The organism is Arsukibacterium tuosuense (genome assembly GCF_900215315.1).
In the GTDB taxonomy this organism is placed as follows: Bacteria; Pseudomonadota; Gammaproteobacteria; order Enterobacterales; family Alteromonadaceae; genus Alishewanella; species Alishewanella tuosuense.
On record NZ_OBEB01000001.1, the window covers coordinates 232,850 to 258,391 of the forward strand.

General features: G+C 48.0%; 26 protein-coding genes and 1 pseudogene. 9 read left to right on the forward strand and 18 right to left on the reverse strand.

Annotated features, from left to right (window positions below; genetic code table 11):
• Nucleotides 1-85 precede the first annotated feature (85 nt).
• Together CRO03_RS01045 and msrB are read right to left on the reverse strand one after the other, a co-directional pair.
• Nucleotides 86-1,540: a glyceraldehyde-3-phosphate dehydrogenase gene (locus tag CRO03_RS01045; protein WP_097109719.1), complete on the reverse strand. Its 1,455-nt coding sequence runs from the start codon at nt 1,538-1,540 to the stop codon at nt 86-88.
• Between the two features lie 131 nt (nt 1,541-1,671).
• Complete coding sequence (gene msrB / locus CRO03_RS01050) at nt 1,672-2,061, reverse strand: peptide-methionine (R)-S-oxide reductase MsrB (RefSeq protein ID WP_097109720.1); 390 nt, start codon at nt 2,059-2,061, stop codon at nt 1,672-1,674.
• Between the two features lie 182 nt (nt 2,062-2,243).
• Here msrB and CRO03_RS01055 point away from each other — a divergent pair, with 182 nt between their 5' ends.
• The 4 genes from CRO03_RS01055 to CRO03_RS01070 are packed head-to-tail and all read left to right on the forward strand — an operon-like array spanning nt 2,244 to nt 5,705.
• The gene (locus CRO03_RS01055) at nt 2,244-2,909 is read left to right on the forward strand and encodes a hypothetical protein (RefSeq protein WP_097109721.1); all 666 of its coding nucleotides are present in this window, start codon (nt 2,244-2,246) and stop codon (nt 2,907-2,909) included.
• Nucleotides 2,910-2,917: 8 nt separating this feature from the next.
• Nucleotides 2,918-3,940, forward strand: coding sequence for a serine hydrolase domain-containing protein (locus CRO03_RS01060; RefSeq protein ID WP_170948906.1), 1,023 nt, complete (start codon nt 2,918-2,920; stop codon nt 3,938-3,940).
• A 3-nt stretch (nt 3,941-3,943) separates the two neighbouring features.
• On the forward strand, nt 3,944-5,005 hold the full coding sequence (locus tag CRO03_RS01065; RefSeq protein ID WP_097109723.1) for a sensor histidine kinase: 1,062 nt from the start codon (nt 3,944-3,946) through the stop codon (nt 5,003-5,005).
• Nucleotide 5,006: 1 nt separating this feature from the next.
• A complete protein-coding gene (locus CRO03_RS01070) occupies nt 5,007-5,705 on the forward strand; it encodes a LytR/AlgR family response regulator transcription factor (protein WP_097109724.1) in 699 nt (232 codons plus the stop codon).
• Nucleotides 5,706-5,808: 103 nt separating this feature from the next.
• On the opposite strand, the gene CRO03_RS01075 is transcribed toward CRO03_RS01070, so the two are convergent.
• From CRO03_RS01075 to CRO03_RS01090, 4 genes are all read right to left on the reverse strand, one after another.
• Nucleotides 5,809-6,486, reverse strand: a complete 678-nt coding sequence (locus CRO03_RS01075; RefSeq protein WP_097109725.1) for a hypothetical protein — start codon at nt 6,484-6,486, stop codon at nt 5,809-5,811.
• 113 nt (nt 6,487-6,599) lie between these two features.
• Nucleotides 6,600-7,124 (reverse strand): hypothetical protein, encoded by a 525-nt coding sequence (locus CRO03_RS01080; protein ID WP_097109726.1) that lies wholly within the window; start codon nt 7,122-7,124, stop codon nt 6,600-6,602.
• 142 nt (nt 7,125-7,266) lie between these two features.
• Entirely contained in the window at nt 7,267-7,698 is a 432-nt protein-coding gene (locus CRO03_RS01085) for a hypothetical protein (protein ID WP_097109727.1), read from the reverse strand.
• Nucleotides 7,699-7,754: 56 nt separating this feature from the next.
• Nucleotides 7,755-8,048: a hypothetical protein gene (locus tag CRO03_RS01090; RefSeq protein WP_097109728.1), complete on the reverse strand. Its 294-nt coding sequence runs from the start codon at nt 8,046-8,048 to the stop codon at nt 7,755-7,757.
• Between the two features lie 250 nt (nt 8,049-8,298).
• Between CRO03_RS01090 and CRO03_RS01095 the strand changes: the two genes are divergently transcribed.
• Complete coding sequence (locus CRO03_RS01095) at nt 8,299-8,718, forward strand: hypothetical protein (protein WP_141397712.1); 420 nt, start codon at nt 8,299-8,301, stop codon at nt 8,716-8,718.
• Between the two features lie 205 nt (nt 8,719-8,923).
• Nucleotides 8,924-10,201: an acetyl-CoA hydrolase/transferase family protein gene (locus CRO03_RS01100; RefSeq protein WP_097109730.1), complete on the forward strand. Its 1,278-nt coding sequence runs from the start codon at nt 8,924-8,926 to the stop codon at nt 10,199-10,201.
• Between the two features lie 48 nt (nt 10,202-10,249).
• Here the strand turns inward: CRO03_RS01100 and CRO03_RS01105 are convergent.
• The 6 genes and pseudogenes from CRO03_RS01105 to CRO03_RS01130 form a co-directional block, all read right to left on the reverse strand.
• Nucleotides 10,250-10,435, reverse strand: a pseudogene (locus tag CRO03_RS01105) (VOC family protein); the annotation flags it as partial.
• A 38-nt stretch (nt 10,436-10,473) separates the two neighbouring features.
• The gene (locus tag CRO03_RS01110; protein WP_097109732.1) at nt 10,474-10,908 is read right to left on the reverse strand and encodes a GNAT family N-acetyltransferase; all 435 of its coding nucleotides are present in this window, start codon (nt 10,906-10,908) and stop codon (nt 10,474-10,476) included.
• Entirely contained in the window at nt 10,905-11,291 is a 387-nt protein-coding gene (locus CRO03_RS01115) for a DoxX-like family protein (RefSeq protein WP_097109733.1), read from the reverse strand. Before CRO03_RS01115 ends, CRO03_RS01110 begins: the two co-directional genes overlap by 4 nt.
• A 68-nt stretch (nt 11,292-11,359) precedes the next feature.
• The gene (locus tag CRO03_RS01120) at nt 11,360-11,917 is read right to left on the reverse strand and encodes a GNAT family N-acetyltransferase (RefSeq protein ID WP_097109734.1); all 558 of its coding nucleotides are present in this window, start codon (nt 11,915-11,917) and stop codon (nt 11,360-11,362) included.
• A 43-nt stretch (nt 11,918-11,960) separates the two neighbouring features.
• The gene (locus CRO03_RS01125; RefSeq protein ID WP_097109735.1) at nt 11,961-12,629 is read right to left on the reverse strand and encodes a DUF1707 SHOCT-like domain-containing protein; all 669 of its coding nucleotides are present in this window, start codon (nt 12,627-12,629) and stop codon (nt 11,961-11,963) included.
• Between the two features lie 160 nt (nt 12,630-12,789).
• On the reverse strand, nt 12,790-13,101 hold the full coding sequence (locus CRO03_RS01130; RefSeq protein ID WP_097109736.1) for a hypothetical protein: 312 nt from the start codon (nt 13,099-13,101) through the stop codon (nt 12,790-12,792).
• A 128-nt stretch (nt 13,102-13,229) separates the two neighbouring features.
• On the opposite strand from CRO03_RS01130, the gene CRO03_RS01135 reads away from it, so the two are divergent.
• Nucleotides 13,230-14,021: a glycerophosphodiester phosphodiesterase gene (locus tag CRO03_RS01135; RefSeq protein ID WP_097109737.1), complete on the forward strand. Its 792-nt coding sequence runs from the start codon at nt 13,230-13,232 to the stop codon at nt 14,019-14,021.
• 8 nt (nt 14,022-14,029) lie between these two features.
• Here CRO03_RS01135 and CRO03_RS01140 read toward each other — a convergent pair whose 3' ends face one another.
• Complete coding sequence (locus CRO03_RS01140) at nt 14,030-15,364, reverse strand: MFS transporter (protein WP_097109738.1); 1,335 nt, start codon at nt 15,362-15,364, stop codon at nt 14,030-14,032.
• 202 nt (nt 15,365-15,566) lie between these two features.
• On the opposite strand from CRO03_RS01140, the gene CRO03_RS01145 reads away from it, so the two are divergent.
• Nucleotides 15,567-15,824 carry a DUF4160 domain-containing protein gene (locus CRO03_RS01145; RefSeq protein WP_097109739.1) on the forward strand — a complete coding sequence of 86 codons (258 nt, stop codon included), beginning with the start codon at nt 15,567-15,569 and terminating at the stop codon, nt 15,822-15,824.
• Nucleotides 15,825-15,827: 3 nt separating this feature from the next.
• Nucleotides 15,828-16,094, forward strand: coding sequence for a DUF2442 domain-containing protein (locus CRO03_RS01150; protein WP_097109740.1), 267 nt, complete (start codon nt 15,828-15,830; stop codon nt 16,092-16,094).
• Between the two features lie 76 nt (nt 16,095-16,170).
• On the opposite strand, the gene purT is transcribed toward CRO03_RS01150, so the two are convergent.
• The 5 genes from purT to malQ all read right to left on the reverse strand — a co-directional run bounded on the left by purT (nt 16,171) and on the right by malQ (nt 25,511).
• Entirely contained in the window at nt 16,171-17,373 is a 1,203-nt protein-coding gene (gene purT, locus CRO03_RS01155) for a formate-dependent phosphoribosylglycinamide formyltransferase (RefSeq protein WP_097109741.1), read from the reverse strand.
• Nucleotides 17,370-18,899, reverse strand: a complete 1,530-nt coding sequence (gene gndA / locus CRO03_RS01160; protein WP_097109742.1) for an NADP-dependent phosphogluconate dehydrogenase — start codon at nt 18,897-18,899, stop codon at nt 17,370-17,372. Before gndA ends, purT begins: the two co-directional genes overlap by 4 nt.
• A gap of 94 nt (nt 18,900-18,993) precedes the next feature.
• A complete protein-coding gene (gene glgX / locus CRO03_RS01165) occupies nt 18,994-21,087 on the reverse strand; it encodes a glycogen debranching protein GlgX (protein WP_212682308.1) in 2,094 nt (697 codons plus the stop codon).
• Nucleotides 21,087-23,279, reverse strand: coding sequence for a 1,4-alpha-glucan branching protein GlgB (glgB, locus tag CRO03_RS01170; RefSeq protein WP_097109743.1), 2,193 nt, complete (start codon nt 23,277-23,279; stop codon nt 21,087-21,089). The genes glgX and glgB overlap by 1 nt, the downstream gene beginning before the upstream one ends.
• A gap of 42 nt (nt 23,280-23,321) precedes the next feature.
• Nucleotides 23,322-25,511, reverse strand: coding sequence for a 4-alpha-glucanotransferase (gene malQ / locus CRO03_RS01175; protein ID WP_097109744.1), 2,190 nt, complete (start codon nt 25,509-25,511; stop codon nt 23,322-23,324).
• Between the last annotated feature and the right edge of the window lie 31 nt (nt 25,512-25,542).

Sequence of the window (25,542 nt, forward strand, 5' to 3'; positions counted from 1 at the left end):
CCGTTTTTTATTGTTTAACATTTGAACAATCTGCAATTAAAAAAAGCCGCGTAATGCGGCTTTTTCAATCGGGCACTTGTACTACTTAATCTTTGGCGACAGGCAGGGTCGGATATTTAATTCCTGCCATATCATTCATTACCCGGATCACCTGAGTACTGTAACCGAATTCGTTATCGTACCAAACATACAATACACAACGATCACCATCAACAATAGTCGCTTGCGAATCAACTACACCGGCATAGCGTGAGCCGACTAAATCTGAGGATACAATTTCAGTAGAACTGGTGTAATCAATCTGGTCCTGTAAATCAGAAAATAAAGAAGTGCGCTGTAAAAAGGCATTCATCTCATCACGGCTGGTTTCTTTATTCAGGTTTAACGACAGGATTGCCATAGAGACATTTGGTGTGGGTACCCGAATAGCATTGCCGGTCAGTTTACCTTTCAGCTCTGGCAATGCCTTGGCTACCGCACTGGCAGCACCGGTAGAGGTGATAACCATATTCAATGGTGCAGCCCTGCCCCTCCGTTCCGCTTTATGAAAGTTATCAATCAGATTCTGGTCATTAGTATATGAATGGACAGTTTCAACATGACCATTGCGGATACCAAACTCATCGTTCAATGCCTTTAATACTGGCGTAATGGCGTTGGTGGTGCAGCTGGCAGCAGACACAAATTTGTGCTCAGGCGTAATCATATGCTGGTTTACGCCATACACAATATTGGGAACCTCTCCTTTCGCCGGCGCCGTCAACAGTACCCGCGCAGTGCCTTTACTCTGGAAATGAATAGCCAGTTCTTTGTCGTCTTTCCAGATACCGGTATTGTCGACAACCAAGGCGTTGTCAATACCATAAGCCGTGTAATCAACCAGCTCCGGTGAGCTGGCATAAATAACTTTAATAAAAGTACCGTTGGCTTTAATACCCTGGTTTTCTTCATCAACAGTAATACTGCCGTTGAAAGGACCATGGATAGAGTCGCGACGCAACAAGCTGGCACGTTTTTCCAAATCACCTTTTTTACCGCCGCGTACCACAATAGCTTTTAACCGTAATTTACTGCTTGGCCCGGAGCGCTCGAGCATCAGGCGCGCCAGTAAACGACCAATCCGGCCAAAACCATATAACACGACATCAGTTGGTTTAACTTTATCTTCATGATCAAGAATATCGCCTAACTCATGGGCAAGATATTGCTCAAGGTTAAGACCTGCACCAGAGTTCTTAAATAAAAAACCATACGCCAGCTTACCAATGTCGACCCGTCCCGGCGCCAGATTCATTTTGCTGATGGCTTCCAGTACCGGAAAACTCTCGCGCAGCCGCAGTTTTTCGCCTTCAAAGCGTTCAACAGTTTTGTGGGCTTTAATGATATCGATAGTGGTGGCGTTGACCAGCGGGCGGCCATATACCACCACTTCTATTCCTTTATTACGATAAAGCCTGCCAATGATTGGCTGCATGTTTTCGGCGTATTCCTGGCGTTCCTGCCAGCTTTTCTGGTACTGCTCTGCGTGTGATAGGGTCATGTGTCGGCCTTTTACTTCAAGAAGATGAATTAATCGGAGCCTTGTGCTGTTTCGTAGGGTACAGCTTGTTTATTAAAGGCGGCACATTGTAATAGATATTGAAACCTTACCACAACCACTACAGGTTAATTTCAGGCTTTTGTCGCATGCTGAAAACGTAAACTCACTGAATTGACACAATAGCGCTGCCCCGTGGGTGCCGGACCGTCTTCAAACACGTGCCCCAGATGAGCATCGCAGTTGCTACAGAGAATTTCTGTCCGCTGCATGCCGTGGCTGGTATCTGTATGGTACTTTACCCGCCCCTCCAACGCCTGATAAAAACTTGGCCAACCGCACCCTGCGTCAAATTTAGTGTCAGATGCAAATAACACCGCACCACAACAAATGCAGTGATAGGTGCCGTCAGCAGTATGATGTAATAACTGACCGGTAAACGGATACTCTGTGCCTTTTAACCGGGTTACCCGGTACTGTTCATCCGTTAAGCGTTGTTGCCATTGTTGCTCTGTTAACTTCATAATACCTTCCAGTTCACGACGTTGCTGAAGCAGTAATACAGTTTGGAATCACTAACAGCTTAGCTTTATTTTGATATTTTGCCTTTAATATCTAAAAAGCGCCGTTAGACATATAAACCACCCTACTAATTATTAAGTCAGTACACTTAGCAGGCATCTACAACACTTCAAAGGAGATGATTATGCAAAAGCCACTCTTATGGTTCACTTTGTTACTAATAGTAATGTTGGCGACGCCGTTGCATGCTGAGCAGTTGACGGGGAAATGGCGCGGAAAACTGCAAATGACCCCACAGGCAGCGCTGACTATTGGCATTAATATCAGCAACGCAACAGAGGGCTATAGCCTTACCATCGACAGTCCCAATCAGACAATGTTTGATTATGTCCCCTCGCAATTTAAAATCGAAGGCAACAGTGTGCAGTTTCAGGATGACAAACTGAATGCCAGTTTTAACGGCACATTGCAGCAGGGCCAGCTACGGGGCGAATTCAGCCAGGGTAAAACCATCCCTCTGAATTTGCAGAAACTGGATGATACTCAGCTTAAATTACTGGAAAATGAGGGTAGCTGGTTTGGTGACCTTGTTATTAACAATAGCGCCCGCCTGCCTCTGGTGCTGAATATAGCAGTCGCTGACCAGGGCTATCATGTCACGCTCGACAGCCCCAAACAGCAAAGCTTCGGTATTCCGGTAGACAAATTCAACCTAACGGACAATACTATGGAGTTCAACTCGGCCATCATTAACGCCAGCTATAGCGCTACCTGGCAGGATGACAGCTGGCAAGGCACCTTTGTTCAGGGCTCAGCAATGCCACTGGTGCTAAAAAAAAAGCCGGACTGAGTAATCAGGTGAGCCCTACGGTTGCCCAACTGGATCAATGGTTACAAAAGGAGTTTGGCGAAGCCGGAATAGCAGTAGCAATAATCAGCGATGGCAAAACCCGCTATTATCTGCACGGCTTCGCTGACCACCTTAAACAACAACCGGTCAGTAAGCATACGTTATTTGAAATTGGCTCAGTAACCAAACCTCTGGTGGGTTTGCTTACTGCGCTTTCTGTGATTAACCATCAACTCGACCTCGACACAACTGTGGCGTCCCTGCTGCAACACCCGGATTATCAACAGCACAAATATGACCTTGCTCAGTTATTAAGTCACTCCAGCGGCCTGCCGCGTTTACCAGAGAATCTGCCATTAAGCGATCTGACTGATCCTTATGCAGATTATACCCGTGCCGATTTAATGGCAGCGTTACGAAAGATGCAACCCGGTGAACCACATTTTGAGTATTCAAATTTAGGTTTTGGTTTGCTGGCAGAGTTGCTCGGTCAGCAGCAAAACCGAAGCTTTGCCGCCCTGATTCAACAACAATTATTTGAGCCGACAGGAATGTCAGCCAGTACACTGGCGTTGACCAAGGGTAAGTATAAAAACCGGGCTCAGGGCTATCAGATTGATGGTGCGGAAGCAGAAAATTGGCATTTCCAGGCACTGGCAGGTGCCGGTGCGGTGCTTTCAACGATTAATGATATGGCTTTGTTAATCCAACATTACCTGATAGCCACTGCCAATAACACAGTGACTGCAAGCATTAGTGAGAATGCGGCTCTGGCCGATGCTATGCGTTTATCAGTGACGCCGCCAACCTCAGATCCGACTGTCGGTTTTGGCTGGATGCTGCAACCCGAAGGGCTGGTCTGGCATAATGGTCAAACCGGAGGATTTAATTCCTTTGTTGGTTTTGCGCCTGCAGAACAGGTAGGTATCATTATCCTGAGCAATACCACTATACCGGTAACCCCGGGCGGCATGGCACTTTTAAAACAACTTCGGCAACAAGCAGCAGCCACAAGTAATGAGCATCAGTAAATAATGACCAGTAATTTAGCAATAGCACCACCCGAGCGCCACGTTTATCTGCTATGCCAGCTAAGCGGCTGGCTGGCGCTATATGCAGTGATTAGCATCGCTGCATGGACGCGGCTAACCTTTACTCAGGTAGAATTGTTATATGCGCTGGTTTTAGTGGGTAGCAGCGCCATAGGCTCGCATTTAATCCGGTTCGGCTACAAAAAAAGACTGCGCAGCAAAGTTATCTGGCAACAGGTGCTGTATCTGGCTGTTAGCAGCCTGCTGATTGCTGCTATTGCCGCACTGTTGCTGGTCGTGACGGCGCTTGCCCTGGCCCATTTCGGCATTACCAACCCGATACCCGCTGCACAACAATGGTTTGTAGCCAGGGTAGTGTTTACCGGTAATTTTTTCAATATGCTTATGGCGTTGCTGTTCTGGTCCGCGCTTTATTTCAGTATTACTAAAGTACGGCAGTTGCGCCAGACAAATGAATTGTTAAAATCAAGCCAGCTTGATGCATTAAAAAACCAGCTTAACCCCCACTTTCTGTTTAATGCCATTAATAATATCAGGGCATTAATTCTGGAAGATCCTCAGCGGGCCAGGACAATGCTGGCGCGATTGGCTGACATGCTACGCTATAGTCTCAGTAAAGATGATAAAGCCAAAGTAACGCTCAGTTCGGAGCTTGCCATTGTTAATGAATATATCGAGCTGTGCTCTATTCAATTTGAGGAAAGGCTGCGTTTCACTATCGACGTTGAACATAACTGCCTGCAAGCACTGGTACCGAAACTGTTGCTGCAACTTTGTGTCGAGAACGCTATTAAGCATGGCATAAGTACAGATATCAACGGAGGCAGTATCGACGTGACAATACGTCAAATCGACAATTTGCTGGATATCAGCATTGTTAATGATGGTAGTTTTGATAAAGTTTCGAATCATCAGGGCGTTGGCTTGCATAACATCCGACAACGATTAGCCTTACTTTACCCTGACTCCCGACACGCCGGCTTAAGCCTGTACAGCGAGCAGCGTAAAGTAAAAACTCGCATTCGTTTGCCACTGGAGTTCTGATATGAAGGTAATCGTTGTAGATGACAGCCGCCTGGCCCGGCTGGAGTTAGCCGAGCAACTAAACCACATTCATGGCACCAGTCTGGTTGGTGAGGCGGCTAATATTCGCCAGGCTAAACAACAAATTGAAGCGCTTAAGCCCGACGTCGTGTTGCTGGATATTAATATGCCAGGTGGCGATGGCTTTAAATTGCTGGAACAACTCGACTACCTGCCGCAGGTTATTTTTGTTACTGCTTATGATAATTATGCTGTTAAATCATTTGAATATAACGCTCTGGATTATTTGCTGAAGCCCGTGACATTAAACCGCTTGCAAGCTGCCTTTGATAAATTACAACCGGTTAATCAGAATGAGCAAAAGTTAGCACTGCACCAACAGTTTTTTATTAAAGATGGTGACAACTGTTATTTTGTAAAACTAGCTGACGTAATTTGCTTTGAGGCTATGGGCAACTACACCCGGGTGCACCTGGCAGATGCGACCCCGGCAACCTATCGTAGTATTAGCGCAATCGCGCAGCGATTACCGGCTGAAAGCTTCTTTCGTGCTAATCGCAGCTGGATCATAAATACCAACTATATTAAGGAGATAACCCCCTCTGTCGCTGGCGGGTTCGATGTAAAGTTACAGCGTAATAAACAGGTTGAAATATCCCGACGTCAGGCCAGTGCCTTTCGACTGCACTGGAGCCTTTAAATGGCTCCTAACCCAGGTCATTGCCACCATGCATGCAACTGCATCTGGTTTATCAGGCTATGCACTGCCAATATAACTAATTTAAACGTAATTAAATATGAGGTTAAAAACTTAGCAAATCACGCCGGATAGCATGCATCAGCAAATTCGATTGTGTTTTCAGTTCCCTGCCCACCTGCTGCAGTTCCTCACCAATAAATTTAACTGCTTCATAATCTTTGCTCAGAGTAATGGCTACAAGCTTATTCATCTGCTCGCTGGAGACGACCAACAGCTTGTTGTACAACTTTTGAATTTCTTCAAGTATTTCCAAAATATCATCCGCGGCACTAAGTTTCAGCCCAGCAGTTTGCTTATTGAGTGTCTGCAACTCAGCTAAACCAGCGTTGCTGACTCGTTGAATTTCACCGGAAAACCACAACGTAGCAATTGATGCGGCGGCGGTATCCTCCGCAGCATCTGCCGCCTGATAGCGGCTATTAAATTCGGTAAACAACGGCAGGAACAATGTTTGGTAATCATTCTGATGTCTGAGATAAAAAGCATCAAGCTCATTGCAATAGTCTTCGTAATCGCAAACTTTCAACTCGTAAACCTTTCGCCGGCGCTCAAGCTCAAGGTTCATTGAGTGTTTAAGTTTATGAAAACGATTATTGGCAGCATGTTTGCTGAAACAAAATAAAGCAAACCATAGCAAGTTTATCGCTGTAAAAACCCAGACATAATAATCAGGCAAGCTTTGTCCGGGTAATTTAGCTAATAACGCATTGATGGTATCCATTCCTCTCCTATTCCAACCGGCGAAATTAAACGCCGCTGCAACAAGTTTTTAAAACAAGACAACACCTTGCTATTCGGGTCATGAACTAGCACTGAATTAGTGGAGCAAAAAATTTAGTTTCGGAAAAGTTGCTCAATGCTTCGCCGGTAACGCGATGATTGCGCGTCGGGTTTCTGTAAATCAGCAATAAGCTGTTTAATCTGAGTCTCATTATCTGCCATCAAGTAACTATAGCCGCCACTCGCAGATGTCAGAATACCCATATTAAGTTGCACAGAACCATCGTCCGAGCGGATAAACACCAGGTTATTACGTATTTTAAAACGCTCTGCCGAATACTGAAAAAATTGTAACGCATATTCCAGTTGCTGGAACGTAGTTGGGTAACCGCTGCGTTTAGCGGGGTATTCGCTAATAGAATGACTCAGTAAGGTTTGATCAGCATATATCGTATCAGGTTTGTCACCCACAAACTGAAAGTACAGCCGGCAAAAACCGGGTTTTCTCTGTTCAATAATCTGCCAGCAGGAGGCATTACGGTCTGCGTTAAATTGCACGGTTGCAGAAGCAGCAGCTTTAAACGACAGCAACATCACACCAACAACTAACCACACATATGGCTTATTAATTACTTTCACACTGCGTCCTCCATTACACTACTTTACTACACGAACCTGAATATCCAGATACGCACATTAAGTTATAGATGGATTAGTTCCGCTATGCAATTGATAAATCTGATTTAGCTAATTTAGTTATCAAATTTGGCAGGGTTAAATGTTAAATTGTCTGCCGACGCCAGACCTTGATCGTGCCGGCAGCAAACAGCACACCAAGCAGCAGACAAATGGCAGAACTAACCCACCAGAACATCAGGCTGTTACCCGGAAACATCGGCATAATGACCAAAAAAGCCAGGCCGCGAAGGAGAAAAATAGCCGATATCACACAAAGCGCTGGACGCAACAACGGCAAGCGGCGAAGTACTCCAGCACCGGATAAGGCATACAGCGCCCACATTACTAACATCAATGAAATAAACAATGTTATAACCGTTGGGTACCAATGCCCCTGCTCCGCCAGCAAAGCCATTTGCTCGCCAGCGCCGAAAAAGCGGTACCAATCGCCGCCAAATACAATACAGCCAAGGTGAGCCAGTGCGGCACACAGGCAGCAGATTGCGGCGGCAACAAGATATCGGTTTCTGCTCAAAACACGTTCCTTCTGTTAGTTAACGACGTCCTGATTCTGATTAACTTTCGAAAAAATTAAAATGAAAAGGCTAACATAATTAATATTAGAACAACCAACCAAGGTATCGGCGATGCCCAACAGGCTAAAGGCTTACTACTAGCTTCGATTACTCTTTCACGCATACGCTGTTGCTGGGAGCGCTTAGTACGGCTGTATAACTGCGGAACGGGAAATATAAAAAAGGCTATGGCAAAAATAATCAGATACCAGCCTGAGCGGCTGTAATTGGGAAAATTGAAAATAATGAGCGCCCCCACTACCACCAACACAGCAGCAATGATCAATTGGGTTTTACTGGGTAACTTCATAAACTTTTTTTTTTGTTAAATGGTTAATCAACCGCTTTCGGTTAGGTTGTTTTCGTGGCAAATCCAATGCTAATAGATATGGGCAAATTATGGTACAACTTATTTACAGAAGCTGGCGTCAACCAATCGTTATAAATCAATCAATGTATAGTTGTCGCCCCATTAATTTGTAGTTGATTTAGAGAATAATGTTGTTTAGGTTAACAACTACATAATTCGTATTGCGTCGAAACGACTTAGGAATAATTCAATGACATTAATCAGGCTAGCGATAATAGCACTTTGCATGGTGTTCACTGCGGGGCCTTATGCAGAAGAGTCAGCCAACCTTACTGACGGCGGCATTAGTGTCAGCGATAAAAACTTCCCCTGGCAACTGGTCGTCGACCGGGGCAAGATTTTAGGCTGCGTTTATGATAATAAGTTTTACTCGTTGGGCGCCATTTTAATTCTGGAGTCGTTGCCACGAAAATGTGAGCTGGCATCGGATCGAAATGGGATCTGGGAGCAACTGACAGAAGCCGAGTTACTGCTGTGGCAGGAAAGTATTGAAGAGCAACAAGCCACCAAGCAAGAAGCAAACTATATTGGCAACGACCCGATAAACGACGAAGAAGCAAGATTGATCCGCTATTTACGCAGCGCCAAAAAGCGGGCTGACACGCAGTAATTTATAATTCCTACTGAAATTATCGTGCATATCTTCATGTACCAGCTGCTGAAAATCAATGTCCAGGGAGTATTAATAGCAAATTTTTCTACGCTCAAATTTCAGGCTATAGTTTGCAACTATTGATCGCCATCATAGTTTTTGCGCCCAGTGCTGCTAGGCTAAGCACACTTTAGGCCTGAGCGGCTTTACCCGGAGTAGCAATATGCAAGTCAGTAGCCCAGAACAGGCGCTTAGTATCATTCAGGATAACGACATCATCTGGTGTCACTCGATGGCAGCAACACCTTATTACCTGCTGCAAGCCTTAGCAAAGGTTGCCCTTGACCGACAAAACCTGACGCTGTTGCAGCTGCATACCGAGCATAGCGAGATATTATGCGACCCGGCGCTGCAAGGCCATTTGCGCCAACGCTGTTTCTTTGTTGGCAGCAGTACGCGCGCAGCAGTCAACTGCGGCAGTGCCGATTATGTGCCAATGTTTTTATCCGAAATACCCAAACTATTCCGAAGTGGCGAACAACCTCTTGATGTCGCGTTAATTCAGGTATCCAAACCGGATAATCATGGCTTTTGCAGTTTAGGCGTGTCGGTAGAAGCCACTCGCGCAGCACTGCAAATGGCAAAAAAAGTGATTGCCTGGGTAAATCCGCTGCTGCCACGCACCCACGGCGACTCATTTATTCACTTAAGCCAGATTGACCGCTATGTCGAGCATGCAGCGCCACTTCCCTTGCACAAAGCCGCGTTGCAGGATGCGGTTTCAATGCAAATCGGCCGCAATGTAGCCAGCCTGATCCGCGACGGAGACTGTCTGCAAATGGGCATCGGCGCGATACCTGATGCAACCCTTGGCTATCTTGGCGACAGAAGAAATCTCGGAATTCATACTGAAATGTTCTCTGATGGCGTGCTGCCATTAATTGAACAAGGGGTGATTACCAACCAGAATAAACGCAAACATCGCGGTAAAATTGTCACCACCTTTGCCATGGGCAGCCAGAAACTATATGACTTTATCGACGACAACCCGCAAGTGGTATTTCTGGATGTTGAATACACCAACGACACCGCAGTTATCCGCCAGAATCCGCAGGTAGTATCAATTAACAGTGCTTTACAGGTCGATTTAAGCGGCCAGGTCTGTGCAGATTCACTCGGCACCAAAATATACTCAGGCGTCGGCGGCCAGATGGACTTTGTCCGCGGCGCTGCACTATCAGAAGGCGGTCGCGCTATTATCGCCCTGCCCGCTACTGCCGCAGCAGGCAGCATCTCACGTATCAGCTCGCTGTTAAGCCCGGGTGCCGGGGTGGTCACTACCCGCGCCCATGTCCATTACATTGTAACCGAGTATGGCATCGCTAATTTACGAGCCAAAAGCTTACAAGAGCGGGCCCGCGCCTTGATAGAGATAGCCGCACCACAGTTTCGGGCTAACCTTGCCGAGCAAGCCTGGCAAGATTGGGGGCTTAAAGTGTAAATTTTTTGCTTTTGCTCAGCTCACAGCCAAACCAAACCCGAATTAGTCATGAGAATAATCCATACCTGGCGACACGTCATCACGCGACAAACAAAACCAGACACCACCAAGGCTCAGGTAGGCACCACTATTCCAACGAACATGGCCTTTCATACCGAGTATTTCATTATAGAACGCCAGTGAGCAATCTATGTCACTAACAGCGATGGTGATATGGTTTAGACCTTGCATCACAAAACTTCCATAGCAAAGACATCTTACTGATTATGCTCTTAACATTTTAAGTCTGTATAAACGTTTGGCCGATAAATTTCCATAAAACTCTCGGGCTTACATAACGCAGTAAAACCGTATTTGGCATATAAACCATGCGCATCTGACGTAGCCAGCGTAAAACGGCGTACATCAGCTACACTGGGGTGCTGCAGTACCGCAGCCATTAACTTTGCGGCGATACCCGTAGCGCGATACTCTGGCCAGACAATAACATCTACCAGGTTCGCAAAGGTTGCCTGGTCGGTAATAATGCGGCAAAACCCCACTTGTTGGTTTGCAGTATAAGCCCCCAGGCATACCGAATGCGCAATGCTGCGGCGCACCGTATCGAGCGAAATACCTTTGGCCCAGGCGCTTTGCGTACTAAGGAAATGATGAATTTTGCCAATATCCAGCCGCGATTTATCATCGCTGATAGCTATTTCTGTCATAAATTTTCCTTGCCATCACGGCAATCCTGCTGCTTAAGCAGGTAATAACTCAATACAATTAACGGCACGTTGGTGGTTACCGGGTTAAAGGCTTCGAGCAGTACAAAGGGCGTCATTATTGCAGCAAACAGTAACAAACCGATTAAGCCAATAATGTTCAATAGCTGAACAACTTTCAGTCGGTAACAACAGATAAATATCAGACCAAAAATTACTTCAGCTATACCTGCCGTTTTCACCAGCAGGTACGTAATGTCGTCAGAAAAGCCCAAGCTGCCGGTCATTGCTTGTTCCAACGGAGCAATTTGCAATAACTTGGGGAAGATGCCGTGGTAAACCCAGGTTAAACCAATAACATAACGGGCAAGCTGTATAGTATTCAAATTTTAACGATCTCAATCTGCTTAACTTACAAACTAAAGCGGCTTTAATCATTGCCGGATAATGAGGATCAGATCGAAATAAATTCAGATCTCAGCAGGCCAAAGCACTTAAGATCATGAAACTTGTTCTTCCAATATCCGCATTCGCGCCTGAGGCCTTCCTCTTTAAAACCCAGCCTGAGAAGCAATGCTTCTGAGGCGTTGTTGCCTGGCACTGTATCCGCCTGAATTCTGTGTAATGTGCCGCAAGCCAGTTTACCCGAAAATGCAATCTCAATAATCGCCCGCACGGCTTCTGAAGAGTAGCTCTTGCCCCAAAACGCCGGTAAAAGGTCATAGCCAATAACGGCGTTCTGCATCTTACTGTTCCAGGAATTAAAACCGCAGGTGCCAATTAAATTGCCCGTTGCTTTTAGGCGTATAGCCCAACGAATACCCGCTTGCTCGGCGTAGCGAGATTTAAATAGACTAATAAGATTGCCAGCCTGGCCGGGCTCGGTAAACACTGCCAAATCATAGTATTCGACTACAGAGGGATTGGAAAACAGCTCAAATATCTCTGCTTTATCATCATCTTGGAGCTCTGAGAGCAACAGCCGCTCTGTTTTTAACGCTGGAAAGGTCAACTAGTTCATCCTTAAAATAGAGCATGACAATAAGCCAGCCCACTCACGGCTTATTTAAGCCAAACATAGAACGACATTGGTCGGCAAAGGCACTGAATTTCTCTTTCATGGTTCGTTTCAGGTTTACATCCAGTGAGCCGAGAACAGAGTAGCCTTCAATAGTAATTTGTGGTGCCTGCTGCCCGCCCATTGATCTGGCGCGGTTTTTAGTACTGCCAACGATATTAAACATATTCGATACGACATTAACCTGCTCTGGCACCAGAATATTCAGGCTACCAACCCAGTTGTTGACCCGGATGACAATATGTTGGTGCTGAAAAATGGCTTCAGAAAAGTCCAGCTCTACCGATCCCAGCACGTTAATTACCCTGATTTCTGCCGGAACCAACCACTGACCGCTGTGTTCATTGGATGATAGTACACAAAGAATTTTCTCGTTACGGGTATCGTTGCCGGCCTGATAGCGTGGGGAGAAATTTTTCTCACGCTGCTGCTGATACGTATCGTCAGGCTGCAGCGTTAAATCAGCTACGACATCCACCAATTCCTGGTGCGTCCTGGCATCAGAAGCAACATCCAGCCGCCGCTCAAAGGCTTCAGCCGATATAATACCGTGGCTGTAATTCATAATCAGCTGGTCTATCGCTTCCTGTCGCACCTGATCAAAAGGCCGATCCTCAATTTTTACGCCACTGGTATCAATTGCCATAACTAACTCCTGTTTAGTTTATTATTCTCGCCAACTAACAAGCATAGATTAAGCCAGTTTGTTAAGTCATATATATCAGTATGTTATGGTTTGATAATATGAACCAAACTACCAAAACCGCTAACTATTAGCGAATACAACCATAACGGTCACGTTTCTGCTAACTTGCGACAACTTGTGTTATGCGGTTTTTAACCAGCCGCTGTTCAAATTTCTGTGGCAGAAAACCTATCAATAACGCATAAAGCAAAATAGCAGCAAAACGTTCGACCATGCCGAAACTACTATAGCGGGCAATCAGATAGCCAATCGCATAACCCATCAAAGCTGACAGTACTAAAGTAAATATACCCAGGACAAACCGAACTTTCTTTGTATCGTCTTTAGCTTGTTTTATGTAATTCTGAACCCTGACATCAGAGACATTTTCCAGTTGCGGATAGGTCTCTGTTAACCACTTTGAATATTTCATACTTCATTACTGCTTTACGACATAAGTAAACGCTGATGCTAGTGGTTTTTATGACAAAAGTGAATAAGTTGTTTCGGATTTAATGCATAAACTGCTATTATTTTTCGAAAAAATCAGGATGAAAAACGGTGACTGACTGGACCCAACACCTGAATAACCTGGCAAACCAGTTATGGCGGTTAAGCCCGGCCTGCCGAAAACAGGCCAATCTGGCCAGTTTAAAGCTTGTAGCGCATCGCGGTGCTTACATTGCGGGCAACAACAGCCCGGCACCTGAAAATACCCTGCCCGCTTTTGATCGCTGCCTTACCCATAATATCTGGGGTATAGAGCTTGATGTAAGGCTTACCCAGGACGGTGAGCCGGTGGTACATCATGATCCGGCCTGTGGCCGGTTATTTCAGCGGCCCGATCTGGACATTGCTAACATCTCTTTTGCCACACTGCGCCGCGAGCTGCCGCAAATTCCGCATTTACAGGACGTCATTGCCCGTTACGGCAAGCAATTACATCTGATGATAGAACTAAAAGAATCGTGGCGGCAGCGCCGGCCGTTGCAGCCCCAGCTAACCAGATTATTAACGGAACTAGAGCCTGGCGAAGATTACCACCTGCTTAGTCTTGAGCCTGATCATCTGGAAGGGTTTCGGCATCTGCCACCCGCAGCGCTGATGGATGTGGCGTTAACCAATACCAAAGAGATTATCCGCCAGAATCATGCACTGGGACATGGCGCTGTCGCCGGCTCTTTTGCTCTGCTTAGCGAGGCCTGGATAAACCAACTGAAAGCAACCGGCAAGCTCATAGGTACCGGTCAGGTTAACCATCCGGACATTGCAAACCGCGAAGCGGCCCGCGGCATTAACTGGGTATTTAGCGACCAGCCACTGCGCCTGCTTGGCATCAGGGATGACTCTTAATCAATGTATTAGCTTTGTTCGCGCCAGTTATCCGCTACTGCACTGCCTCTGGCTTCCTGCAGCGGCAGCACGCTGATAATTGCCAGTACAAATAACAATAGACAGAACATAATGGCATCGGCCAGGCCGAAAGCCCATTGCATCAGGCCCAGGCCGAGCATGCCAAATACTGCCGCCAGTTTAGTCGCCATCCCCCAGAAACCAAAAAACTCCGCCGATTTACCCAGTGGGGTTAACACCCCAACCAAAGCACGCGCTGCCGACTGCGACGAGCCTAAGCTGGCACCGGCCAACACCCCTGCTACTAAAAATACATACTGGGCCTGCCACTCAACCCCAAACCATTGCCGGCACAACTCTGCAATTAACGGTGTCTGCCAGATAGCCAGAATAGCCAGTAGCCACAGGCTTAAGGTCATTATGTAGGTAACCTTGGCGCCAATCCGGCTTTGTAAAAAACCAAAACCAATAGCACCTATCGCCGCCGTTATTTGCACAATGACAAACATCAGCACCCGTACCTGCTCATCCCAGCCAATAACCTGGGCACCATAAATAAACGAGAATGCGATAATGATATAAATGCCGGCCATCGCAAAAAATATCGAGATTAATAATGTCCGTAAATCCCGAAACTGATGCATCGCCCGCCAGGTGGTATTTAACCGCAGAAACGCCATATTGAGCATGCTCTGGCCGGCAGGTAACTGACGCTTTACCCCGCGATCGCGCAGCCAGACAAAGGTAGGAATGGCTGCGAGTAAAAAGAAGCCCGCGGCAAAAGGCCCGACCCAGCGAATAGTTTCGTAGTTATCGGACGACACCTCACCTAAAAATAACAACGCAAAAGCAGTAGCAATCAGGCCGCCAATATAACCCAGGCTCCAACCGAGGCCGGAAATCCAGCCAAGTGCCTTGCGTGGCCCCAGATCAGTCAAAAAGCTGGCAATAAAGCCCTCACCAATAGCGTAGGCAAAGTTAGAGATAATTATCAGCAGCATCGCAGGCCAAAACCAGCCGGGCTCAACAAAGTACAGCATGGCGGTGGCAAAAACGGTAAGTAAGTAACTGCAGAATAAAAAACGCTTGCGGCTGGCCGAATAGTCCATTACCGCACCACAAACCGGGTTCGCCACCACCACCATTAAATAGCTGACGGCCAGCGAAATACTCCATAGCAAATTACCCAGCCGGTAATCCGGCGCATCACCTACGATTACCCGGGTAAATAAATCGCCATATATCACGGTAATAATCAGTAAGGTATAGGCCTGGTTGGCAAAGTCGAACATCGACCAGCCAAAAATTTCCCGCTTCGCTGCCAAAGGTGTGCTGCTGCTCATAAATGCCTGTTTTCAGTTGTTCTGCTGCAACTTAGTTGCAATTACTGTAGCAGATAATTATGACGGTCCTTAAGTGTTGAGCTGCAGCTTTGTTACACAAATATACTCCCCGTCTCGGTGATCGACTATATTTGAAGTGGCTTATTTGACACTTCCCGTAGTTTCAATATGATGGATAGCAACGTAAGCTCAGGGTTAGACAATGCCAGTTATCAGTCGCTTCTATGGAATTCTGATTGCTATGTATTTTAACGATCATAACCCGCCGCACTTTCACGCTAAATATTCAGGTTATGAAGCGCTATTTGCTTTTGATGGAACAATACTGGAAGGCGAGCTGCCTAAACGAGCAGCCACTTTTGTGCAGGAATGGATAACATTGCATCAGAAAGAGTTAGAAGACAACTGGCGCAGAGCCAGAGCGGGCGACCCCTTAAACTACATCGCACCACTGGAGTAAGTTATGTTACATATTAAATCGGCCAAATATGTGTCGGACTACATAATTTGGGTTGCCTTCGATGACGGCACTTCTGGTGAGGTTGATCTGGATGGCGTTTTACATGGCCCGGTATTTGAACCGCTGAAAAACCTTACTACATTTCAAAAAGTGAGCGTCGATCCAGAGCTGGAAACGGTGATCTGGCCAAATGGTGCCGATCTGGCACCAGAGTTTTTAAAAGACTTACTTAATAAACAAGCTCAGCCAGCGTTAAAAGCGCATGGCTGAGCTTGGCTTAAATAGGCTGTGATAAAAAAAACCACCCGCAGGTGGTTTTTCAAGTTCGATACTTCAGCGCTCAGCCTTATTTAAGCGTCACCTTCAACTGGCTGATAACTTTAAGGGCTTTATCGGTCGCCGCTTCTACGGTGTCGCTGAGTGCCAGCGCAACGCCCATCCGCCGCTCGCCCTGCACTTCCGGCTTGCCGAAAATACGCAGTTCGGTATCCGGCTCGCTCAGCGCCTGTGCCAGGCCCTGGTATTGAATATCAGCGCTGTGGCCGGGTACTAACAGCACAGCCGAGGCGGCCGGGCCGTATTGTTTAATATAAGGAATAGGCAGCCCCAAAATTGCCCGGGCGTGCAGTGCGAATTCGCTTAACTGCTGTGATATAAGCGTAACCATGCCAGTGTCGTGCGGCCTGGGCGATACTTCGGAGAAATATACCTTATCGCCTTTAATAAACAGCTCTACGCCAAATAAACCACGGCCACCCAAGGCCTCTACCACCGCTTTGGCGTAGCGTTTTGCTTCTGCCAGCGCACTGTCGCTCATCACTTGTGGCTGCCAGCTTTCGCGGTAATCGCCTTTTTCCTGACGATGGCCAATAGGCGCACAATATTGAATCCCGGTCAGCGAATTTATCGTTAACAAAGTAATTTCATAATCAAAGTCGATAAAACCTTCCACTATGACCCTGCCCTTACCGGCGCGACCGCCTTCCTGAGCATATAGCCAGGCAGCGTCGATATCCGCTTCGCTGCGCAGGACACTCTGGCCTTTGCCGCTTGATGACATTATCGGTTTTACTACACAAGGGTAACCAATGGCTTTAACTGCGGCAATAAAGCTGACTTTGTCGCTGGCAAACTGAAACGGTGAAGTTTCCAGGCCAAGCTCTTCAGCGGCCAGGCGACGAATACCTTCACGATTCATGGTCAGGTTCACAGCTTTGGCGCTGGGTACCACATTAAAGCCGCAGTCTTCCAGCTCAATCAGCACTGACGTAGCAATGGCTTCCAGCTCAGGTACAATTAGGGCCGGCTTTTCGCTGATCACCAGCTGGCGCAGCGCGGCATTGTCCAGCATCGACATCACGACCGCTTTATCGGCCACCTGCATCGCCGGCGCATTGGGGTAGCGGTCGACTGCTATCACTTCACAGCCATAGCGTTTTAATTCAATACACAACTCTTTACCCAGTTCACCGGCGCCTAATAACAACACCTTGGTGCTGCTGGCCGTGCCTGGCGTGCCTATTTTTTCAATATTATGTGATGTGGTCATTTTATTTTCACCATTGGCCGGGCCGGATTGCTCCAGTCCACATGGAACATTTTACCTTTGGCTTTATCAGTGCGCTCAAAGGTATGCGCCCCAAAATAATCGCGTTGTCCCTGCAGCAAATTGGCCGGCAGCACTGCAGTGCGATAAGAGTCGTAATAACTGAGTGCCGAGCTAAGTGCCGCAACTGGAATGCCCGATAAGGTGGCATTGGCAACCGCTTTACGCCAGTTTTGCTGATACACCGAAATTTGCTTAGCGAAGAACGGGTCTAACAGCAGATTTTCCAGCTCGTCATTACGATCAAAAGCGTCGGTAATAGACTGCAAAAACACCGCGCGGATAATACAACCCGCGCGCCAGATTTTGGCTATTTCGGCAAAGTTAAGCTGCCAGCCATGTTCATCGGCGGCCGTTTTCATTAAATGGAAGCCCTGCGCGTATACGCAAATTTTAGCGCAGTACAAAGCATCGTGTAGCGCCTGAATAATTTCGTCTTTTTGCTCAGCTGAAATTAAATTCTGGGCCGGGCCGGCTAACACCGTAGCCGCTTTAACCCGCTCATGCTTCAGAGCTGATAATGATCTGGCATACACTGCTTCAGCAATAGTTGGCGACGGGCTGCCCAGTTGCAGGCTGCTGACGGCAGTCCACAGGCCGGTCCCCTTCTGGCCGGCTTTATCCATAATAACGTCTACCAGCGGCAGGCCGGTTTCTGAATCTTTGGTGGCCAGCACTTCAGCGCTGATACCAATTAAGTAGCTGTTTAGCGGCCCTTCGTTCCACTGCTTAAATACTTCAGCAATACTGGCAGATGTCATACCAAGAATGTCCCGCATAACCTGGTACACTTCGCAAATAAGCTGCATATCAGCATATTCAATGCCGTTGTGCACCATTTTCACATAATGGCCCGAGCCACTGGGGCCAATATAGGTGGCACAGGGCTCTCCCTCGGTAACCGGGTTGCCTGGTTCAAAGCGTTCTATTGGTTTGCCGGTGGCCGGGTCAACTTTGGCGGCAATGGCCTGCCACAGCGGTTTAATCCGGGTCCAGGCATACGGGTCGCCACTTGGCATTAACGACGGGCCGAAACGGGCGCCCACTTCTCCACCCGATACAGCGGTAGAAAAGAAAATAAACTTGCCTTCGTACTGTTTTTCCCGGGCCACAGTATCGGTCCACAGGCTGTTACCGGTATCGACAATAATATCGTCTGCCTGAATGCCAGCGTCGATAAGCTTATGGCAAATATCGTCTACGGGTTTACCGGCAGGTACCGATAACACAATTAAATGCGGTGCCGATAAGCGCGATAGCAATTCGGTATAAGAGCTGCAGCCAATTACCCGGGCCGGCTTATCGCCGCGCTCGGCTGTATCCTGCGCTAAAACAGCTTCCAGTTTCTGATGGTCTAAATCGAAGGCTGCTACCCGGTAGCCGTTGTCGGCAAGGTTTAGAATGAGGTTTTTACCCATAACCCCGGCCCCGACAAAACCGATGTCACAAAGCGGCGCTGTATCAGTCATCTGACGATCCTTTACTTAGTGTTGCTAAGCCAACAACAGGCTCGGAAAATGGCAGGCATTCTACTGTAAAAGCACAGCAAAAGCAGCAATAAACCTACTGCCAAACCGATATACTATGCGCCGCCTGTAAATATTCAGTTTGCACAACACTGTTATCCGCTACCAGGCCGTCATTGTGAGCGGTATCAAATAAACGATGCCAGCCTGTTCCCTCCCGCGCTGCCGGTAAGGTCAACGCCACCGACTGCTCGGCACCATTCAACACAAACAACAGGGCTTTGCCACTTTGACGGTTGGTTATCCGGAAAATACAAATAGCGCGTTCGGGGTCATGCCAGTCGTGTTGCTGCTTTTCGGTGCCATCAGCCAGAAACCAGCAAACCTGGTGTTTATCCCCATGCAGCTGGTAGTGATCGTCCTGCAGCGATATTTGCTGTAAACAGCTGAACTGTTTACGCAGTTTCAGTAACTGACGAACAAACTCCAAAAATTTCTGCTGCTGGCCATTAAGCTGCCAGTTCAGCCAGCTTACCGGGTTATCCTGACAATAAGCGTTATTGTTGCCCCCCTGGGTATGGCTTAGCTCATCACCACCCAACCAGTGGATCATACCCTGGCTTAACAGCAAGGTGGCGGCGAGATTACGCTTATGCTGATAACGCCGGGCCAGAATTACAGGGTCACTGCTTGGTCCTTCGACCCCGTGGTTACAACTTAGGTTATGGCTGTGACCATCCCGGTTTTGCTCGCCATTTTGCCAGTTGTGCTTATCTTTATGGCTGACTAAATCTTCAAGAGTAAAACCATCATGATAAGTAAGGAAATTTACACTGCAGCTGGCCGGCTTATGGTGTTTCTGGAAAATATCACGCGAGCCCAGCAAACGGGTGGCAAAGTCCGCCAGAACGCCTTTATCACCGCGCCAGAAAGCCCGGAAAGTATCCCGGCACTTGTCGTTGAGTTCAGACCAGTTAGCCGGAAATTGCCCCAGATGATAACCGAAAGGACCAACATCCCAGGGCTCAGCAATTAACTTAGCCTGCGATAACACCGGATCCTGGGCAATAATCTGGAAAAAACTGGCATAGGGGTTAAACCTTTTATGCTCACGCCCCAGCGTTACGGCCAAGTCAAAACGAAAGCCGTCAACCTGCATCTCGGTAACCCAATAACGCAGTGCATCCATCACCAGCTTTTGGGTTGCCGGGTTGGCAATATTCAGAGTATTGCCACAACCGGTAAAATTACAGTAGTTCTGGTAATCAACCATATCGGCATGGCTGTGAAACAGATAATAATGGCGATCGGCCAGGCCACGGAAGCTAAGCACAGGGCCATCATCGCCGGCCTCGGCGCTATGGTTAAACACCACATCGAGGATCACCTCAATGCCATGCTGGTGCAAAGTACGAACCATTTGTTTAAACTCAGCAACAGCATCATCCAGCTGATAACGTGGGTCAGGCGCAAAAAAATTGACCGGGTTATAGCCCCAGTAATTGGTCAGGCCAAGGTCGGTTAACCGTGGCTCTGCCATAAATGCCGCTACCGGCAACAATTGCACCGTTGTAATACCAAGTTGTTTTAAATGGTTAATAATACTGGCATGACATAAGCCTAAATAAGTACCGCGTAACGCTTCAGGCACGTCTGGGTGCAGCATGGTCAGGCCCTTGACATGGGCCTCATAAATAACGGTTTTTTCACGGGCAATTTTTGGTTTTGTACTCTTTTGCCAGTCAAACGCAGCGGGCGGCCAGTTAACCGCAGCCGGGTCCAACACCCCTTTTGCCAACGCCAGATGACTTTTTTGCTGATACTGCTCACTTTGCCACACCTGAGCGCGATTAAGTTTACGGGCGTACGGGTCAATCAGCACTCGTTGTTTATCAAAACGTAAGCCCGCACTACCGTTACTCAGGCCATCAGCTTTTAGCGCATACAGCGTGCCATCACTGATATCACTAACCTTAAGGTGCCAGACACTGCCGGTGCGGGCAGTAAAGGCCAGCTCGGCCAGTTCCTCTTCGGTATCGGGCTGATACAAGCACAACGTCAGCCCTGTAGCGTCCGGGGCAAATACTGCAAAATTCCAGCAGCTATCGGCCACCTTGCTTGGCCCCAACGGGTAGCTGTCACCATGGGCTGTGGTTAGAAACGAGGCGTTATTAGCCATGCTATCGCGCATTACGCTTTGTCCTTTTTCCGTATATATAAACACGCCAGGGGCGGCAGGTTTAAACGGATTGCCTGGGCCTTACCATGACAGCCCGGCTGCTCTGCCGGTAAATAGCTGCCCACGGCATAATTGCCACCCCAGTAATATTCACTGTCGGTATTAACAATAACCTCATATTCACCTGCTTGCTCAACCCCCAGCATAAAATTATCGCGTGGTACCGGGGTGAAATTAGCCAGCACATAAATGGCATTGCCGTCATTATCCCGGCGGATGAAACTAAGCGTACTGTGCTCTGAATCATTGTGATCCAGCCAACTGAAACCTTGTTGCTGGTAATCCAGTTCATACAACGGCTTGCAACGTTGGTAGCTGTGGTTCAAATCACGGTACAGCTGCTGAATGCCCTGATGTTTTGGAAAAGTAAGCAAATGCCAGTCCAGGCTCTGAGTGTGGCTCCACTCCCGGCTCTGGCCAAGCTCATTACCCATAAAATTCAGCTTTTTACCCGGGTGAGCAAACATAAAGGCAATATAGGCGCGTAAATTGGCCGCTTGCTGCCATTCGTCACCCGGCATTTTATTAATTAAGCTGCCTTTGCCATGCACAACTTCATCATGTGACAGCGGCAAAATAAAGTTCTCGTTGTAGGCATACACCATCGAAAAGGTTAAATCGCTATGGTGATATTTACGATAAGACGGATCTTTACTGATATAGCGCAGGCTGTCGTTCATCCAGCCCATATTCCATTTAAAGCCAAAACCAAGGCCGCCACTGTCAACCGGCCGCGATACCTGAGGAAACGACGTAGACTCTTCAGCAATGGTCATCGCCCGCGGAAACTTGCCATACACTTCGCTGTTCAGCCATTTAAACAGACTAATCGCTTCGTAGTTATGATTACCGCCATCGATATTTGGCACCCACTCGCCCTCGTTGCGGGAATAATCCCAGTACAGCATCGATGCCACGGCATCGACCCGGATGCCATCGATATGAAAATGCTCCAGCCAATACAGGGCACTGGCCACTAAAAACTGCCGGACATAGTCTTTGCCGTAATCATAAATACAGGAGTTCCAGTCAGGGTGCCAGCCGCGGCGTGGATCAGCATATTCGTATAAATGGCTGCCATCAAAGCGGGCTAAGCCATGGCCATCTTCCGGAAAATGCGCCGGTACCCAATCCAGAATTACCCCTATGCCGGCCTGATGGCAGGCGTCAACAAAGGCTTTAAACTGATCGGGGGTGCCAAAACGTGACGTCGGCGCAAATAAACCCAGTGGCTGATAACCCCAGGAGCCATCAAACGGATGTTCCATAACCGGCAGCAACTCAATGTGGGTGTAGCCCATATCCTGCATGTAAGGAATAAGCTGCTCCGCCAACTCAGCATAATTGAGCGGCTGGTTGTCGTCTTTACGGCGCCAGCTGCCAATATGCAGCTCGTAAATACTCATTGCACTCTGGTAAGGGTTTACCGCCGGTCGCTCACGCCAGTTTTTGTCCTGCCATTGATAGTTATTGTGATCATAGACCAGGGAGGCATGAGACGGATATTGCTCGGCATAAAATGCCATCGGGTCGGCCTTATGTGGCAGTAAATGGCCAGCTTTATCTTTAATTTCAAACTTATAACGTACCCCACTGCTTACTTCCGGCATTACCAGCACCCAGTGGCCGCAATCGGTGCGCTCCATCGGGTGACAACGGCCATCCCAGCTGTTCATATCACCCACCAGGCTAACGCTGCTGGCGTTCGGTGCATACACCGCAAAACGGGTGGCAGTTAAGGGCTTACCATCCGGCGCCAGACTAATAACCTGAGCGCCCAGCTGACGATACAGGTTTTCAGGCTGACTATGCACATGATGCACCGCATAAAAAGCCTGTTCACGAAACTGATAAGGGTCAATCCATCGGTAGTTACTGTTCGCGTCTGTTACCTGTAAATAATAAGCACTGGCTTTGCGTTTTCGACTTAATACCAGTTCAAATACGCCACTAAATTCAGGATGTGGCGTTAACTTGCCGAGGCTCTTGTCACTTTTTAATTCAAAGGCTTCAACGGTTAGCGCATGCGGCAAGTAGGTTCGTAGCAGCATCCCGGTGCCTTTGGCACTGTAGCTGTTTGCCTGCCAACCCAACAGAGCAAAAGGATGGGCACAACTTGCCTGATTTAACTGCGCTAATGTCATTGTATCTGTCCTTATAGTATTAATTTATCGCCGCACAGCGGATTAGCTGGCCCTTGCTTTCGTTAATTCTGCCAGCAACTGCTGAATATGTGGCTCAGCAGTCCACTGCTCCAGCTCCCGGCTTAATTTGCGCCGCCAGTTTGGATATTCGTCACTGGTGCCGGGCACATTAACCGGCTGAGTCATTTCCAGCCAATCTTCCAGCTGCAGACATAACAACTGACTACTCCCGGCCGCCAGATGGCGCTGCATGGCATAATTCAGGGTGCGATCCATTCCAAGGCTATCAACAGTGCGCGGGTAATCCATCGGTAACATGCCATGGCCGTGCAAAGAATCAAGGATCTGCTGCTTGTTAGCATGGCGCTGCTGATACAAGCCCTGTAATTGTGACTCGTCTTTATATAAGCCCAGCTGCTGGCCCAGTTTTAAATCTTCACAGTGCCAGAAACCAATTAAGGTAGGTAAGTCATGGGTACTTAAGGTTGCCATCGCCTGCACCGGATAATGTGCCGGTGAAATATAGCCACCGTCAGCAGCCGTTTCAAAAAAGAATACCCGGTACGAATAGATACCGTAGTCGGCTAATAACTCGCGAATGCCATCTGGCACCGTGCCCAAGTCTTCACCAATAATCACCGCCTGCTGACGCTGACTTTCCAGCGCCAGAATGCCCAGCAGGTCCATGATCGGATAATATACATAAGCGCCACCACCAGCATTGGCCGCGGTTTTCGGCACCCACCACAACCGCAGCAGCGCCATTACATGGTCAATCCGTAGCGCACCGGCGTGCTGCATATTGCTGCGAAATAAGTCGACCATCGGCTGGTAAGCCTGACTAAACAACTGGTATGGCTGCATTGGCGGTAAGCCCCAGTTCTGCCCGGCTGGACCCAGCGGATCCGGCGGTGCGCCGACACTGGCGTCACGGCAATATAAATCACCATTGCCCCAGATTTCAGTCGAGGCATCACTAACCCCCACTGCTAAATCACGATATAGCCCCAATAACATACCCGCTGTCTTTGCTTGCTGCTGTACGGCTTTAAGTTGTTGTTGGGCGATAAACTGCAGGTAGCAGTAGAAATCCAGTTGTTGTTGATGCTCCAGCGCAAACTGCTGCACTGCCTCGCTTTGTGGATCACGGTATTGCTCTGGCCAGTTTGGCCAGCCCCAATGATGACTGTCCTGCTTGATTAAAAAGGCATGCAGTGCGTCGTACAATGCCAGTTGCTGCAAGCTGTCGCCGCCCAGCTGTTTAAATTCTGCAAACTCAGCAGCTAAATGCGCTTCTTTACCGCAGTGCTGCACAAACCACTGATATAAGCTGTACATAACCGGCAGTTTTAATTGCAGTACCCCACTGTAATCAACCCAGTCACGGCTGCGTTGTTCGGCAACCGCCAGCGTAAATGCAGGTGCAGCAACCAGGCCCTGAGTTTTGCTGCAATCAACGTAGCCAGGCATAGCACTGACATCGATATAAATAATATTAAGCCATCGGCGCGAAGAAGGGCTATACGGGCTGGCACTTTCGGGCATCGCCGGATACAAAGCGTGAATCGGGTTAAGGCCGACAAAATCAGCGCCATGTGCTGACAGATAGCCGACAAGAGTGCTTAAATCACTGAAATCACCGATACCCCAGTTGCGCGCTGAGCGAAGACCATACAACTGAACTGATACGCCCCATTGTTTTTTTTGCTCAAACTCTGCTGGTTGATAACACTTACCGGGGCTGATAATTAAGCGCTGTTCAAAACTAAAACCAGTATCACTGCAGGTCAGGGTCAGGCAGTGGTATCCGGTTTCAAGCGGATAAGTAAGGCTATGTTGGTATTGCTGATATTCTTCATCTTCAATAACCGCAACCTGCACCAGCTCTCCGGCAACCGGCTCGGTACTGAACTGATAGCTGGCCCCCTGCTCAGTTTGTAAGGTGAAATCGAAGCGGCTGTTAGCCAGCGCCAGTGGCACCTGCAATTCAAAATGCAGCGGTTCTCCCAGCAGCTGTACCGACACCGGTGCCAGAATTTGCTGCCAGAAGTCCAGCTGTCGCTCAGTAAGTTCGGCTCTGGCGGCCGCATCGTCTGCTATATTAAAACCCTGAGCTGCCAGTAAGGCTAACTGATCAGCACTGGCAACCTTCGTGCGGTTACCCCAGGCATCATTAAATTCAGTTTCAATTCCGGAAAAAGCAACCAGTTCGGCCTGCAGGGCGGCATCCATTATTTATTCCTTAATACAAACAGTATGTTGG

Bases quoted from the DNA above. Each gene is read 5' to 3' on its own strand.
- CRO03_RS01045 (WP_097109719.1), bottom strand. From the start codon at position 1,540: ATGACCCTATCACACGCAGAGCAGTACCAGAAAAGCTGGCAGGAACGC.
- msrB (WP_097109720.1), bottom strand. From the start codon at position 2,061: ATGAAGTTAACAGAGCAACAATGGCAACAACGCTTAACGGATGAACAG.
- CRO03_RS01055 (WP_097109721.1), top strand. From the start codon at position 2,244: ATGCAAAAGCCACTCTTATGGTTCACTTTGTTACTAATAGTAATGTTG.
- CRO03_RS01065 (WP_097109723.1), top strand. From the start codon at position 3,944: ATGACCAGTAATTTAGCAATAGCACCACCCGAGCGCCACGTTTATCTG.
- CRO03_RS01070 (WP_097109724.1), top strand. From the start codon at position 5,007: ATGAAGGTAATCGTTGTAGATGACAGCCGCCTGGCCCGGCTGGAGTTA.
- CRO03_RS01075 (WP_097109725.1), bottom strand. From the start codon at position 6,486: ATGGATACCATCAATGCGTTATTAGCTAAATTACCCGGACAAAGCTTG.
- CRO03_RS01090 (WP_097109728.1), bottom strand. From the start codon at position 8,048: ATGAAGTTACCCAGTAAAACCCAATTGATCATTGCTGCTGTGTTGGTG.
- CRO03_RS01095 (WP_141397712.1), top strand. From the start codon at position 8,299: ATGACATTAATCAGGCTAGCGATAATAGCACTTTGCATGGTGTTCACT.
- CRO03_RS01100 (WP_097109730.1), top strand. From the start codon at position 8,924: ATGCAAGTCAGTAGCCCAGAACAGGCGCTTAGTATCATTCAGGATAAC.
- CRO03_RS01110 (WP_097109732.1), bottom strand. From the start codon at position 10,908: ATGACAGAAATAGCTATCAGCGATGATAAATCGCGGCTGGATATTGGC.
- CRO03_RS01125 (WP_097109735.1), bottom strand. From the start codon at position 12,629: ATGGCAATTGATACCAGTGGCGTAAAAATTGAGGATCGGCCTTTTGAT.
- CRO03_RS01130 (WP_097109736.1), bottom strand. From the start codon at position 13,101: ATGAAATATTCAAAGTGGTTAACAGAGACCTATCCGCAACTGGAAAAT.
- CRO03_RS01140 (WP_097109738.1), bottom strand. From the start codon at position 15,364: ATGAGCAGCAGCACACCTTTGGCAGCGAAGCGGGAAATTTTTGGCTGG.
- CRO03_RS01145 (WP_097109739.1), top strand. From the start codon at position 15,567: ATGCCAGTTATCAGTCGCTTCTATGGAATTCTGATTGCTATGTATTTT.
- CRO03_RS01150 (WP_097109740.1), top strand. From the start codon at position 15,828: ATGTTACATATTAAATCGGCCAAATATGTGTCGGACTACATAATTTGG.
- purT (WP_097109741.1), bottom strand. From the start codon at position 17,373: ATGACCACATCACATAATATTGAAAAAATAGGCACGCCAGGCACGGCC.
- gndA (WP_097109742.1), bottom strand. From the start codon at position 18,899: ATGACTGATACAGCGCCGCTTTGTGACATCGGTTTTGTCGGGGCCGGG.
- glgX (WP_212682308.1), bottom strand. From the start codon at position 21,087: ATGCGCGATAGCATGGCTAATAACGCCTCGTTTCTAACCACAGCCCAT.
- glgB (WP_097109743.1), bottom strand. From the start codon at position 23,279: ATGACATTAGCGCAGTTAAATCAGGCAAGTTGTGCCCATCCTTTTGCT.
- malQ (WP_097109744.1), bottom strand. From the start codon at position 25,511: ATGGATGCCGCCCTGCAGGCCGAACTGGTTGCTTTTTCCGGAATTGAA.